Source organism: Streptomyces sp. CNZ301 (assembly GCF_004217425.1).
In genome coordinates, this window is record NZ_SHLG01000001.1 from 1198566 (window position 1) to 1211483 (window position 12918).

A 12918-nucleotide genomic window follows, 5' to 3' on the forward strand; every position below is an offset into this window, starting at 1 on the left:
TGGTCCGCAGGACGATCCGCTTCCGGGCCGTGGATTCAGGGCGCGAGGGCGGCTCCCGGCGGGAAGTTCCGCACGACGGTGAAGGCCAGCGCGAGCACGCCCAGCGCCCACCAGTGCGAGGTGCGCAGCGGCACCGTCACCGGCCGGGAGCGCAGCACCTGCACCACCCAGAAGACGACGAAGACCGCGAAGGCGGCGAAGGAGGCCACCGCGAGGGCGTTCATCCCGAGCGCCGCGCCGAAGTCGCCGTGCGCGACGGCGTGTGCGCTGCGCAGGCCGCCGCAGCCGGGGCAGTAGATGCCGGTGAAGTACAGCAGCGGGCAGACCGGGTAGTGCCCGGGCTCGCCCGGGTCCACGGCTCCCACGTAGACGAATGCCGCGCCGGCGGCCACGAGAGTGCCGAACGGCGCGGCGAGGCGGGACAGCGGCGCAGCCGGCCGTCGTCCCGCGGGTACGGGCTCCTGCCCGCTCAGGACGACTGCTCCTGGGGCCGCGCGGCTCCGGAGCCGCTGCCCGCCTTGGGCTGCCCGAGGCCCGCGGCCTTCATCAGCAGTCCGACGACGCCGCCCACGGCGACCACGACCAGGCCCGCCACGAAGCCGATCGGCTGGGCCAGCACCGTGAAGATGCCGGCGACGAAGAAGCCGATGGTGCTGATCGTCACGCCCGTCCAGGCGGCCAGGGTGTGGCCGTGGCTGTTGCCCGCCATGTTTTGTGCTCCTCGTAGTTCAACCGACTGGGCCATGCTCACCGCCCATTCTTCCCCCTGCCCCGCGGCCCCGACGAGCCAGGGGTGCACTCGCTGGGACCGCGGCCGCTGCGGCGGCTCGGTGCGGGTCCCGGAACGGCCCCGGCGCCGGGCCGGTGCGGGTCCCGGTGCGGCTCCCCGAACTGGCCCGGCGCGCGTACGGGACACGGCCGGTACCGGTCCGGTGCCGGGCTCAGGCGCCGGCGCCCTCCGCACCGTCGGCGCGGGCGGGCGCCCTCCCCTCCGGGACCGCGTCCCCTCGCTGCGCCTGGGACGCGGTGTGGCCGGTGGGGTCCTCGCCCCGGTCGAGGGCCTTCCACAGGTCCTCGGGACGGTCCGGGTCCACCGGTGCGGGAGCGGCTTCACGGGTGCGTCGCGCCGTACGTCCGTTCCGCTCGTAGCGGGCGCTGCCCGACATCGACGGCCACGCCGGCCCGTACCGCAGCGCGACCACGCCCGCCACCACCAGCAGCGCGCCGCCCGCCGCGGACACATACGGCCATGCGCTCACGTGCACCGTCTCGATTCCCGCACGCGCGAGCCCGCTCGCCCTGGCCGCCTTCTCCTCCAGCGCACCGCTGTCCGCGGCACCGAGGAGCGCCGCGGCGGCCGTGCCGGCGCCGCAGAGCGTCAGCAGGGCGGCGACGAGGACGCGGGCGGCGCGCCTGACCGCGAACACCGCGACGAGAGCGGCGAGTCCGACGAGTGCGAGGGCGCTGGGCAGACCGGTGACGTCACCGCCCTTGGCCTTCACCGGGAGATCGCCCTGCGCGAAGGACGCCGTCGCGTGGCTCCACACCTGTCCGCCGGAGAGGAGCGCGAGGGCGGCACCCGCCGCCCCGCACAGCAGCGCCAGCGCGAGGGCGCGGCGTGCGGAGCCCGCGCGGGCGGCGGCGGAAGCCGGTGCGGAAGGGGCCGCGGCGGAAGCCGGTGCGGAAGGGGTGGCGGCGGCCGGTGCGGCGCTGCCGGACGCTTCTGCTTCAGCCGTCTCTGCGCGGCTTTCGTGGCCCGGTGCGCCGTCCGAGGAACGTGGGTGCGGTACGGGAGTCACCCGTCCACGCTACCGCCGAGCCTTTCGGCCGAGGCGACCGCCCTGAGGACCGCCGCCGCCTTGTTCCGGCACTCCGTGTCCTCCGCGACGGGGTCGGAATCGGCGACGACGCCCGCACCCGCCTGCACGTACGCGGTGCCGTCGCGCAGCAGCGCGGTACGGATCGCGATGGCCATGTCCGCGTCCCCGGCGAAGTCGAGGTATCCGACGCAGCCGCCGTAGACGCCGCGACGGGTCGGCTCCAGCTCCTCGATGATCTGCAGGGCACGGGGCTTGGGCGCCCCGGAGAGCGTCCCGGCGGGGAAGCAGGCGGTGAGCGCGTCGAAGGCGGCGCGGTCCGGGGCGAGCCGACCGGTCACCGTGGAGACGATGTGCATGACGTGGCTGTAGCGCTCGATGGACATGAAGTCGACGACCTCGACGCTGCCCGGCTCGCAGACCTTCCCCAGGTCGTTGCGGCCCAGGTCGACCAGCATCAGGTGCTCGGCGCGCTCCTTCGGGTCCTCCAGCAACTCCTCGGCGAGCGCCGTGTCCTCCTGCGGAGTGTGGCCGCGGGGGCGGGTACCGGCGATGGGGTGCATCATCGCCCGGCCGTCCTCGACCTTCACCAGCGCTTCGGGGCTGGACCCCACCACGTCGAAGCCGCCGCTGCCGTCGGCGGTATCCGCGAAGCGGAACAGGTACATGTACGGGCTGGGGTTGGTCGCGCGCAGCACCCGGTAGACGTCGAGGGCGCTCGCGGTGCAGCCGGTCTCGAACCGCTGGGAGGGTACGACCTGGAACGCCTCGCCCGCGCGGATGCGTTCCTTGATGTCCTCCACCCACGCCCGGTACGTCTCGCCGCCGGACCGCGCGGTGAACTCCGGCAGCCGCGAGGGCGGCAGAGCCGCGGGGGCGGCCGGCGCCGGGCGTGCCAGGTCCGCGGCCATCGTCTCCAGCCGGGACACCGCGTCCTCGTACGCCTCGTCGACGCCGGTGTCCAGGTCGTTGTGGTTGATGGCGTTGGCGATCAGCAGGACGGTGCCGTCGCGGTGGTCGAGGACGGCCAGGTCGGAGGCGAGCAGCATGGTCAGTTCGGGCAGGGCGAGATCGTCGGTGGTGCTGTCGCTGTCGCCGACCTTCTCCAGCCGACGCACGATGTCGTATCCGAGGTAGCCGACCATGCCGCCGGTGAAGGGCGGCAGGTCCGAGTCCTCGTGGAGGTCGCGGGGGGTGTGCAGGGCCTCGACCGTCTCCCGCAGCGCCCGCAGCGGGTCGCCGCCGCGGGGCAGCCCCACGGGCGGCGCGCCCAGCCAGTGCGCCGATCCGTCACGCACGGTGAGGGTCGCGGCGCTGCGCACGCCGACGAAGGAGTAGCGCGACCACGTGTGACCTCCCCCTACGCCTCCGGCGTGGGAGGTGCCCCCAGGGGCGGACTCCAGCAGGAAGGTGCCGGGCCGCTCGCCGGCGAGCTTGCGGTAGAGCCCGATGGGGGTGTCGCCGTCGACGAGCAGGCGACGCGTCACCGGGATGACACGGCGGTCCTTCGCAAGCGTGCGGAATGTCTCGAGGTCCGGAGTCGTCATGATCGCTGACCTTACTGGCCGTCACCCTGCTCGGTGTGCGGCCCGTCCATGGGCGATCCCCCCGGCCCGGGGAGGAGACCCGCGTCGAAACACGTCCTGTCCCCCGTGTGGCAGGCGCCGCCGACCTGGTCGACCTGGACCAGCACCGTGTCGCCGTCGCAGTCCAGCGCCACGGACCGTACGTGCTGGACGTGGCCGGAGGTGTCGCCCTTGACCCAGTACTCCTGGCGGCTGCGGCTGAAGTAGGTGGCGCGGCCGGTGGTGAGGGTGCGGTGCAGGGCCTCGTCGTCCATCCACCCCAGCATCAGCACCTCACCCGTGTCGTGCTGCTGGGCGACAGCGGGGAAGAGGCCGTCCGCGTTGCGCTTGAGACGTGCGGCGATCTCGGGGTCGAGCGAGGTGGCGGAGGATCGTGCGGGCATGGGCCCCATTCTCCCGCATGCCGGGCCCTGTCGTGCACGCGCGTACGGGCCCGGCATGCGATGGGGCTCGCCGCGGGTGTGCACGGGAGGAACCCGAGGCTGTCCGGCCCCGCGAGCGTCCGGCGCAAGGCCGGGCCGCCCGCCCGCGAGTGCCGCGCCGTTCCGGTGACCCGTGCCTTCATGGCCACGGCCTGGGGACTTCCCCGACCGCGCCCGCGAGTGGCCGCCCCGCCGGGAGCGGCCAGAAATCAGCTCTCCTTCCGGAAACCCGCCGTACCCTTGGCGGCATGTCGACCCATGCGAAGCGTGAACGTCTCATCCTGGCGGACCTGTTGGAGAGCAGCGGGCCGGAGGCCCCGACCCTGTGCGACGGTTGGAAGGCCCGTGACCTCGCCGCTCACGTGGTGGTTCGCGAACGCCGCGCGGACGCCGCGGGCGGGATACTGCTCAAGTCGCTCGCACCCCGACTCGAGCGTGTGCAGGGCGAGTTCACCTCCAAGCCGTACGAGGAGCTCATCCAGCTCATCCGCACGGGGCCGCCAAGGATGTCCCCGTACGCGCTCAAGCAGGTCGACGAGGCCGCGAACACCGTGGAGTTCTACATCCACTCCGAGGACCTGCGCCGTGCCGTTCCGGACTGGACGCCGCGTGAAGTCGACGCGGTCTTCCAGGACGCGCTGTGGAAGCGACTGGAGAAGATGGCGCGGGTGTTCGGCCGGAAGTCGCCGGTCGGACTGGTCCTGCGCCGCCCCGACGGCCAGACCGCCGTCGCCCGCAAGGGCACCCCTGTGGTGACCGTCACCGGCGAGCCGAGCGAACTGGTGCTGTACGTCGCCGGGCGGCAGCGCGTCGCACGCGTGGACGAAGAGGGCCAGGAGGAAGCCGTGGCACGGGCTCACGACGCGGACCTGGGGCTCTGAACGCGCCCCGGAGCCCGGCCCTCCCGCGCACGCCGGCCTGGTGCCGGACCGGCCGCTGCCGTCGTCCGTCAGACGGCTGCCGTGCCGATGAGCCCTTCGCGGGTCACCAGCTCCGCGAGCTGGTTTTCCGTCAACTCCGCCGTGCCCGGCGGTCGTTGCGGCAGAACCATGTACCGGCTCTCCGCGCTGGAGTCCCAGACGGTGATCTCGCGTTCCTCCGGGATGGCGAGCCCGAACTCCGCGAGTACGGCACGCGGTTCGCGTACGACGCGCGAGCGGTACGCCTCGCTCTTGTACCAGGACGGCGAGGGGCCGAGCAGCGCCACCGGGTAGCAGGAACACAGCGTGCACACCAGCACGTTGTGACGCTCCGGAGTGTTGGCGACGACCTTCAGACGCTGCTCCTGCAGTCCGCCCGCCATCGAGAGGCCCACCTCGGGCAGAGCGGCGTTGGCGTCGGTGAGCAGCCGCTCGCGGAAGCCGGCGTCGCTCCATGCGCGGGCGGCGACACGGGCGCCGTTCAGCGGGGACGCGCCGTCCAGGACCGCGGTGAGGACGGCATCCAGCTCGGCGTCGGTCACCCGGCCTTCCGCGACCAGGCGCTCCTCCAGGCGCCGCACCCGCGCGGCGACAGGGTTGCCGGTGTGCGATCCGCTCATGAACGGTGCTCCTCCGCCGGTTCCAGATACGACTGCCACAGGTCCAGAGTCACCTCGTGGTCTCCCTCGCCCCACAGGTCGCGGGCGGCGAAGGCCACGGTGTAGACGGGCTCCACGCGTGGCCGTTCCAGGCGCCGGGCCACATCGTCCGCGAGCGGCCAGCTTCCGGTCACCTCGACGATCCGGCCCGTACGCCCGCGGGCGTAGACGGGAAGCCGCGTGTGCCAGTCGGGGTCGAAGGCGCGGGTGCGCACCCGCTCACCGGCGGCGAACCGCGCGGCCGCCGGTTCACTCATCGCCGCCGCCCGGGGCGGTGAGCACATCGATGGCGTGCAGCCAGCGCTCGTAGTACGAGGCGGCCAAGTACTCCTGTGGAGGCATGCGTTCGATGGCGTCGCGGAACTCGTCGAGGGTGTAGGCGCCGCGCCGCACGAGCGCGATGTTCAGCGCGTAGACCCGCGCCTCCCAGTCGGCGTGGAAGGGCGGCTCGTCGTCCTCGGCCACGACGGACCCGAACCCCCTCTGCCCGCCGACGTCGTTGACCCTGCTCATGCGCCGCAGCCTATGCTCCCCCGCCGTCCGCGGGAACCGTCCCGGATCTCCGGGCGCGGTCTGCTGCGCGTCGCTCCGAACGCGGCGGGAGGGCGGAAGAAAGAGCGGCTGCCCGAAATCGGCCGCGGACGCGTTCCCGGACGGAAGACCGGACTTATCCGAAAGGGACGAAACCGCTATTGCCGACGCGGCCGGAACCTATTGCCGCACACAGTGACACCGATGTGCGCCTAGGAGTCGCTTCGTCCTTCTCAGGGCCTGTGACGAGGTCAACGGGGCTGCGCGCACCTCCGTTCAAGTTCTCCTGTCAACTGTCTTGAATTCAAAGAGGGCTGACGTATCTTGACGTATCACCGGAGACGCCCTGCCCGACTGCGCCAAGGGCACCGACCGATGGGCACAGGTTCGACCTGTCCGTCTCGAACGGAGCCCTGATGATTCTGACCATTCGTGACGTGGTCGCGGATCCGTCGCGCGGTTCCCGCCTGGCCGTGCCGGACGGTTCGTCCGTCCCGAACCGTCCGTACGCGCTCTCCGCCGCGTCCCGGTGGCCTTCCGCGGGCCACGGGGTTCCCCGTGCCGGGCCGCCTCGTGCACCGCTCGCTCACTCTCTCCCGACCGGCGAACTCGCTCCTGCCTGAGGTTTTGATGATGCGTATGACGGACGTGGCGTTCTGGCTCGTGCCGCTCCTGGCTCTCGTCGCGGTCGCGGCCGGATTCACGGCGGCGCGCTACCGGAGGATCGCTGTCCGGAACGCCGAACGCAGCGACATCCTCGAACGGCAGGTCCGCATGCGTGACGAGGAGACGCAGCATCTCGTCGAGCAGCGCCTCCAGGCACTCGCGGACGCCCAGTGGCAGGGCCGCCGCCGGCAGATACCGGACCTGCGCCACCAGGGCCTCGCCGGAACGGACTTCGCGGACGCGCACGACACCGTCCTCGAGATGTTCAGCTTCGCGAGCGAGACCGCCGAGCAGACCGCCGAAGGTCTGCTGCTGGCCGTGGCGCGCAAGCTCCAGGGCCTCGCCAACGGCCAGCAGTTGAAGATCAACGAGATGACCGAGCGCCACGACGACTCGGCCTTCCTCGAAGACCTCATGCAGCTCGACCACACCAACGCACAGATCCTCCGCCGGGCCGTCGGCATGGCCGTGGTCTGCCGCGCGTGGCCCGGCCGCCAGCACAACGCGACGTCGCTCCACGACATCGTCCGCGGCGCCATCGGACGCATCCTGGACTACAAGCGCGTCCAGATCGTGCGGATCGATGACACCCGTGCGGTCACGGGCCGGGTCGTCGAACCCCTCGTCATGACCATCGCCGAGCTGCTGGAGAACGCCACCCGCTCCTCGCACCCGCAGACCCCCGTCCAGGTGCACGTCCAACTCACCCACACCGGACTGGCGTTCGTGATCGAGGACGCCGGTGTCGGGCTGAACGCGGCGGAGCAGGAGAAGGCCGTGCGCCTGCTCAAGGACGAGTCCCTCGGGCTCACGAAACTCGGAGACCCGCCCCGGTTCGGGCTGGCCGCGTGCGGTGCGCTCGCCCGGCGTTACGGCTTCACGGTCTCGGTCGACACCGCCTCCGCGTTCGGCGGCGTCCGCGCCGTGGTGAACGTCCCCCGCACGCTCCTCACCGACCCCGTGAAGCCCGCCGCCGCGCCCGCAGCCACCGCCACCGCGCCCGCCGACGCCGTGCCGGCGCCCCGCGCGGAGCCCGTCGCGTCCGGGCCCGCCCGCTCCGCAGCCGAGGCCGGGGAGAGCGGGACGACGGCACCGGCACCTGCCCGCCCGACCACCGCGAACGGGCTGCCGAAACGGACCCGGAAACAGCCTGCCCCGAGCGCCGGTGAGGCCCATCAGCAGCCACCCCCTGCCTCCAGGTCTGCCGCGTCCCGCACACCCGGCGAGGCGGCGGCATCGATCGGTGCGTTCCAGCGAGCAGGCAAGGCGGCGGCCGACCGCCTCCGTCCGTCCACCGAAGGGACTACCGAGTCATGACCGAGAACCCGGACGCCTGGATGCTGAACCAGGTGCTGGACCAGCCCGAGGTGCACGACGCCATCCTCATCACCGCGGACGGCCTGGTGAAGGCCTTCTCCCCCGGCCTCGACCAGGACCAGGCGGACAGCATCGCGGCGGCCCTCGCGGGTGTGCAGTCCACCAGCAGCGCCACCGCGATGTTCTGCCGCGCCCCGGCCGACTCGTGGAGGCAGAGCATGGTCGAGTTCGACGGCGGATTCGTCGTCACCATCCGCGCGCACGACTCGACGTTCCTGTCCGTTGCGACCTCCGGCGCCGCCGACGTCGGACAGGTCGCCTACCGGATGCACGAGGTCGTGGCGCAGCTCGGACGGGAGATGGGCGCCGAACTCCGCGAGGACGTGGGCAGCGGCACATGACGCACCGGCACAGGCACGACCTGGTGAGAACGTTCGTGCTGACCGGCGGGCGCGCCCAGCCCACCGGGACCGCCGACGGACTCGACGTGCTCACGATGGTGACCGCCGTCCCCGGCAGACCGCGGACCGGACTCCAGCCCGAGGACCTGCGGGTGATCGACCTGTGCCGCGGCGGCTACCTTTCCGTCATCGAGGTCGCCGGGCACCTCGGACAGCCCCTCACCATCACGCGGATCCTGCTCGGGGACCTGATCGACGCCGGGCTCCTCGAAGTCAAGGCGAGCCGGAAGGACTCCGGGAGCCACGACGCCTCCGGCGCCGCCACCGACCCCGACCGCCTCCGGACCCTGGAGAGGATGCTGCATGGCCTCCAGGCTCTCTGACGGTGTCTACGTCCGCGACACCGTGCAGATCACGGCGAAACTGATGGTGGTGGGCCCCTTCGGGGTCGGCAAGACGACCCTCATCGGAGCCGTCAGCGAGATCGAACCGCTGCGTACCGAGGAACTCATGACGCAGAACGGCGCGGCCACCGACGACCTGAGCGGGGTGCCGGACAAGCGGTCCACCACGGTCGCCCTCGACTTCGGGCGGCTCACGCTCGCCGACGACCTCGTGCTGTACCTGTTCGGCACGCCGGGACAGCAGCGCTTCACACACATCTGGTCGGATCTCTCCCGCGGCGCCTACGGGGCACTCGTACTCGCCGACTCCCGTTATCTGGACCAGTCGTTCGAGGCCCTGAGCCTCGTCGAGAAGAGCGCGCTGCCGTACATCGTCGCGCTCAACGCCTTCCCCGACACCCCCGACTACCCAGAGGCCGAGCTGCGCGAAGCGCTCGACCTCGACCCCGGCACGCCGCTGGTCACCTGCGACGCCCGGGACCGCCAGTCCGCCAAGACCGCGCTCGTCACGCTCGTCAAGCACCTGTACGCCGGCCACCAGGAGTCGTCGTGACCTCCTCGTCCCACTCCGGACCACACCCGGCGCCGCCGGGCTGCCCCGCACACCGTCCCTCCGCGGGGACCGGCAGCGAACTGCCGAAGCTGTACGACGACGACTTCGCGGCGGACCCCAACGCCCTCTACGACCGGCTGCGTTCGCAGGGCGGCCCCGCCCAGTGGGTGGAACTCGCACCCGGTGTCGAGTCGATCCTCGTGACCGGCTACCAGGCGGCCCTGGAGGTCCTTCGCAGCCCCTACTTCAGCAAGGACGCCCACCGCTGGAAGGCGCTGGCCGAGGGACACGTCCCCCACGACAGCCCGATCCTGCCGATCATGGGTCCGCGCAAGAGCCTGTGGTTCGCCGACGGTCAGGAACATCTGCGCCTGCGGACGCCGGTCGACCGCGCCCTGGGCGGCATCGACCCCCGTCAGCTCCGGGACGTGGTGCAGCGCAGCGCCCGGCAGCTCATCGACGAGTTCGCCGAGGACGGCAGGGCGGACCTGGTCTCGCAGTACGCGGCGCGCATTCCGGTGATGGTCCTCACCCAGCTCTTCGGCTGCCCCGACCATCTCAACGGCCGGATTTCGAGCGCCTTTCTCCAGATGGTCAACGCCGTCGAACCCGGCGCCGCCACGGAGGGTCTCCAGGACCTGGTGGCCTGCCTGAACGAACTGATCGAGACCAAGTACCGGACCCCCGGCGACGACGTGACCACGCGGCTGCTGCGGCACTCGGCCAACGTGACGCGGGAGGAGCTGATCGACCAGCTCGTGGTCATCACCGGTGCCGGCCAGGTGCCCGGCACCGCGTGGATCTCCACGGCCACGATGATGCTGCTCTCCGACGACCGCTTCGCGGGCGACCTGACCGGAGGGAGCCTCACCGTCACCGACGCGCTCAACGAGGTGCTGTGGCTGCACGCGCCGCACTCGAACTACTCATTCGTGTACGCCATCGAGGACTACGTCCTGCGCGACCAGGAGACCGGTGAAGAGACGCGCATTCCGGCCGGCGTGCCGGTGACCATCAGCCACGCCGCCGCGAACCTGGACCCGGCGCTCCCCACGACCCAGTCGCAGCGGGCCACGAACACCGCTCATCTCGCCTTCAGCGCCGGCCCGCACGCCTGCCCCGCGCAGGACACCGCCGGCGTCATCGCCGAGGTCGCCATCGACACGCTTCTCGACCTGCTGCCCGAGATGGAACTCGCCGTGCCCGCGAGCGAACTCTCCTGGCGTCCCGGGCCGTTCATCCGCGCGCTGACCGCGCTGCCCGTCCGGTTCACCGCCACCCCGGCGACGCACGCGGCGGACGCGGCGGCGACACCGGACATGCCGCCCGCGCCGTCCGTACCGCTCGCCACTTCCGGCACGCCCTCCGGCGTTTCCGACGCCTCCTCCGAGGGTCGGCCCGGCCCGGAGGCGTCCCACGGCACGCGGGGGCGCCGCTGGAGCCTGGCGGGGCGCCGGGGCAGGTGACCCGGAACGGCGCGCTCCGCGGCCCGCGGCCCGGAGCGCACGCGGTTCACCGTACGGGCGCCCGGTTCACCGTACGGGCGTGCCCGCCTCGCGGAGCGCGTCCTTGACCTCGCCGATCCGCAGGTCGCCGAAGTGGAAGACGGAGGCGGCCAGCACCGCGTCCGCGCCGGCGGCGACCGCGGCCGGGAAGTGCTCCAGCCGGCCCGCGCCGCCGGAGGCGACGACGGGCACCGAGACGTGCGCACCGACGGCCCGGATCATCTCCGAGTCGTAGCCGTCCTTCGTGCCGTCCGCGTCCATCGAGTTCAGCAGGATCTCCCCGGCGCCCAACTCCGCGGCCCGCCGCGCCCATTCGACCGCGTCGATGCCGGTGCCGCGGCGGCCGCCGTGCGTGGTGACCTCGAACCCGGACGGGGTGGAGACCCCGCCTCCCTCCACGTCCCCGGAGGCCGACGGCACGCAGCGCCGCGCGTCCACCGAGAGCACCAGCACCTGGCTGCCGAAGCGTTCGGCGATCTCCCGGATCAGCTCGGGACGGGCGATCGCCGCGGTGTTCACACCGACCTTGTCCGCGCCCGCGCGCAGCAGCCTGTCCACGTCGTCCCCGCTGCGGACGCCGCCACCGACCGTCAGCGGGATGAAGACCTGCTCGGCGGTGCGCCGTACGACGTCGTACGTCGTCTCACGGTCGGAGGAGGAGGCGGTGATGTCGAGGAACGTCAGCTCGTCGGCGCCTTCCTCGTCGTAGATCTTCGCCATCTCGACGGGGTCGCCCGCGTCCCGCAGGTTCTTGAAGTTCACGCCCTTCACGACCCGTCCGGCGTCCACGTCCAGGCAGGGGATGACTCGTACGGCCACGGCCATTGCTGTGCTGACTCCTTGCGGGGTGGTGCTGCGGGGCGGTGGGTCACCGTCCCGGTGAGGTACGGGTTCGATGAGCTACGGGTCCGAGGAGGTACGTGCTCGGTGGGGCACGGTGGCGGCGTTACCTGCCGCCGCCGCGGAAGGCCTCCATCTCCACCTCCACCAGGACCCGGGAGTCCACGAAGCCGGAGACGACCACGACGGTGGCGGCGGGAGCGACCTCGCCGAAGACCTCCTTGTGGGCGCGCGCCACGTCCCCCACGTCCCGCCCGTGCGTGAGATACATCCGGGTGCGGATCACGGACGACGCGTCGAGGCCGAACGGTTCGAGTGCCTCCAGCGCCTTCCCGAAGGCCGCCCTGGTCTGCTCGTACGGGGAGCCCTCCCCGAGGAGCTTGCCGTCGGCCAGGGGCATCGTCCCCGCCACAAGCACCCGGTCGCCCGCCGCGACGGCGCGCGCAAAGCCGATCGTCTCCTCCCAGGCGCTTCCGGAGCGGTCACGTTCCACGTCGGGGTCACGCCGTTCGGACGGGGTCATCAGGAGACGGCCTCCAAAGCCTCTTCAAGTGTGAACGCCTCGGCGTAGAGGGCCTTCCCCACAATGGCGCCCTCGACGCCCTCGGGTACAAGCGTGGCGATCGCCCGCAGATCGTCAAGGGACGAGACACCGCCGGACGCGACGACGGGCCGGTCCGTCACGGCGCAGACATTGCGCAGCAGTTCGAGGTTGGGGCCCTTGAGAGTGCCGTCCTTGTTGATGTCGGTGACGACGTAGCGGGCGCAGCCCTCGGAGTCGAGCCGGGCGAGGGTCTCGTAGAGGTCGCCGCCGTCGCGGGTCCAGCCGCGGCCGCGCAGCGTCGTGCCCCGTACGTCCAGGCCCACCGCGATCTTGTCGCCGTGCTCGGCGATGACCTTGGCGACCCACTCCGGGGTCTCGAGCGCCGCCGTGCCCAGGTTCACGCGGCGGCAGCCGGTGGCGAGGGCCGCGGCGAGGCTCTGGTCGTCGCGGATGCCGCCGGACAGTTCGACGTCGATGTCCATGGCGCGGGCCACCTCGGCGATGCGGGCCCGGTTGTCGCCCGTGCCGAACGCGGCGTCGAGGTCGACCAGGTGCAGCCACCGGGCGCCGGCGCGCTGCCAGGTGAGGGCCGCCTGCAGCGGGTCGCCGTAGGCGGTCTCCGAACCGGACTCGCCGTGCACGAGGCGCACGGCCTGTCCGTCACGGACGTCGACGGCGGGCAGCAGTTCCAGCTTGGGCTCGGACGAAGACGTGGACACAGGCACTCTCGGCTTCTGTAGTGGAGCGGAAAGG

The 12918-nt window shown here is 72.2% G+C and carries 17 protein-coding genes; 6 read left to right on the forward strand and 11 right to left on the reverse strand.

What is annotated here, in order from left to right:
• Nucleotides 1-35 precede the first annotated feature (35 nt).
• From EV375_RS05410 to hisI, 5 genes are all read right to left on the reverse strand, one after another.
• Nucleotides 36-392, reverse strand: a complete 357-nt coding sequence (locus EV375_RS05410) for a DUF2752 domain-containing protein (protein ID WP_486588300.1) — start codon at nt 390-392, stop codon at nt 36-38.
• Nucleotides 393-469: 77 nt separating this feature from the next.
• The gene (locus tag EV375_RS05415) at nt 470-709 is read right to left on the reverse strand and encodes an HGxxPAAW family protein (RefSeq protein ID WP_130298433.1); all 240 of its coding nucleotides are present in this window, start codon (nt 707-709) and stop codon (nt 470-472) included.
• Nucleotides 710-941: 232 nt separating this feature from the next.
• Nucleotides 942-1799, reverse strand: coding sequence for a TIGR02234 family membrane protein (locus tag EV375_RS05420; RefSeq protein ID WP_130298434.1), 858 nt, complete (start codon nt 1797-1799; stop codon nt 942-944).
• A complete protein-coding gene (locus EV375_RS05425) occupies nt 1796-3364 on the reverse strand; it encodes an anthranilate synthase component I (RefSeq protein WP_130298435.1) in 1569 nt (522 codons plus the stop codon). The genes EV375_RS05420 and EV375_RS05425 overlap by 4 nt, the downstream gene beginning before the upstream one ends.
• Nucleotides 3365-3375: 11 nt before the next feature.
• Complete coding sequence (gene hisI / locus EV375_RS05430; protein ID WP_130298436.1) at nt 3376-3786, reverse strand: phosphoribosyl-AMP cyclohydrolase; 411 nt, start codon at nt 3784-3786, stop codon at nt 3376-3378.
• Between the two features lie 287 nt (nt 3787-4073).
• Between hisI and EV375_RS05435 the strand changes: the two genes are divergently transcribed.
• On the forward strand, nt 4074-4706 hold the full coding sequence (locus EV375_RS05435; RefSeq protein WP_130298437.1) for a TIGR03085 family metal-binding protein: 633 nt from the start codon (nt 4074-4076) through the stop codon (nt 4704-4706).
• Nucleotides 4707-4774: 68 nt separating this feature from the next.
• Here EV375_RS05435 and EV375_RS05440 read toward each other — a convergent pair whose 3' ends face one another.
• From EV375_RS05440 to EV375_RS05450, 3 genes are read right to left on the reverse strand one after another with little or no spacing between them, the layout of a single operon-like run.
• Nucleotides 4775-5365 (reverse strand): nitrile hydratase subunit alpha, encoded by a 591-nt coding sequence (locus EV375_RS05440; RefSeq protein ID WP_130298438.1) that lies wholly within the window; start codon nt 5363-5365, stop codon nt 4775-4777.
• Nucleotides 5362-5661 (reverse strand): SH3-like domain-containing protein, encoded by a 300-nt coding sequence (locus EV375_RS05445; RefSeq protein ID WP_130298439.1) that lies wholly within the window; start codon nt 5659-5661, stop codon nt 5362-5364. The genes EV375_RS05440 and EV375_RS05445 overlap by 4 nt, the downstream gene beginning before the upstream one ends.
• Nucleotides 5654-5917, reverse strand: a complete 264-nt coding sequence (locus tag EV375_RS05450; RefSeq protein ID WP_130298440.1) for an SH3-like domain-containing protein — start codon at nt 5915-5917, stop codon at nt 5654-5656. Before EV375_RS05450 ends, EV375_RS05445 begins: the two co-directional genes overlap by 8 nt.
• A gap of 657 nt (nt 5918-6574) precedes the next feature.
• On the opposite strand from EV375_RS05450, the gene EV375_RS05455 reads away from it, so the two are divergent.
• The 5 genes from EV375_RS05455 to EV375_RS05475 are packed head-to-tail and all read left to right on the forward strand — an operon-like array spanning nt 6575 to nt 10742.
• Nucleotides 6575-7918 carry an ATP-binding protein gene (locus EV375_RS05455; RefSeq protein WP_130298441.1) on the forward strand — a complete coding sequence of 448 codons (1344 nt, stop codon included), beginning with the start codon at nt 6575-6577 and terminating at the stop codon, nt 7916-7918.
• Nucleotides 7915-8319 (forward strand): roadblock/LC7 domain-containing protein, encoded by a 405-nt coding sequence (locus EV375_RS05460; protein WP_055485471.1) that lies wholly within the window; start codon nt 7915-7917, stop codon nt 8317-8319. The genes EV375_RS05455 and EV375_RS05460 overlap by 4 nt, the downstream gene beginning before the upstream one ends.
• Nucleotides 8316-8702 (forward strand): DUF742 domain-containing protein, encoded by a 387-nt coding sequence (locus EV375_RS05465; RefSeq protein ID WP_130298442.1) that lies wholly within the window; start codon nt 8316-8318, stop codon nt 8700-8702. Before EV375_RS05460 ends, EV375_RS05465 begins: the two co-directional genes overlap by 4 nt.
• Nucleotides 8683-9276 (forward strand): ATP/GTP-binding protein, encoded by a 594-nt coding sequence (locus tag EV375_RS05470; RefSeq protein ID WP_130298443.1) that lies wholly within the window; start codon nt 8683-8685, stop codon nt 9274-9276. The genes EV375_RS05465 and EV375_RS05470 overlap by 20 nt, the downstream gene beginning before the upstream one ends.
• The gene (locus EV375_RS05475) at nt 9273-10742 is read left to right on the forward strand and encodes a cytochrome P450 family protein (RefSeq protein WP_130298444.1); all 1470 of its coding nucleotides are present in this window, start codon (nt 9273-9275) and stop codon (nt 10740-10742) included. The genes EV375_RS05470 and EV375_RS05475 overlap by 4 nt, the downstream gene beginning before the upstream one ends.
• 66 nt (nt 10743-10808) lie before the next feature.
• On the opposite strand, the gene hisF is transcribed toward EV375_RS05475, so the two are convergent.
• The 3 genes from hisF to priA form a co-directional block, all read right to left on the reverse strand.
• Entirely contained in the window at nt 10809-11606 is a 798-nt protein-coding gene (gene hisF, locus EV375_RS05480; RefSeq protein ID WP_130298445.1) for an imidazole glycerol phosphate synthase subunit HisF, read from the reverse strand.
• A gap of 121 nt (nt 11607-11727) precedes the next feature.
• Nucleotides 11728-12144 (reverse strand): Rid family hydrolase, encoded by a 417-nt coding sequence (locus EV375_RS05485; protein WP_130298446.1) that lies wholly within the window; start codon nt 12142-12144, stop codon nt 11728-11730.
• Complete coding sequence (priA, locus tag EV375_RS05490) at nt 12144-12890, reverse strand: bifunctional 1-(5-phosphoribosyl)-5-((5-phosphoribosylamino)methylideneamino)imidazole-4-carboxamide isomerase/phosphoribosylanthranilate isomerase PriA (RefSeq protein ID WP_486588301.1); 747 nt, start codon at nt 12888-12890, stop codon at nt 12144-12146. Before priA ends, EV375_RS05485 begins: the two co-directional genes overlap by 1 nt.
• Nucleotides 12891-12918: the final 28 nt, after the last annotated feature.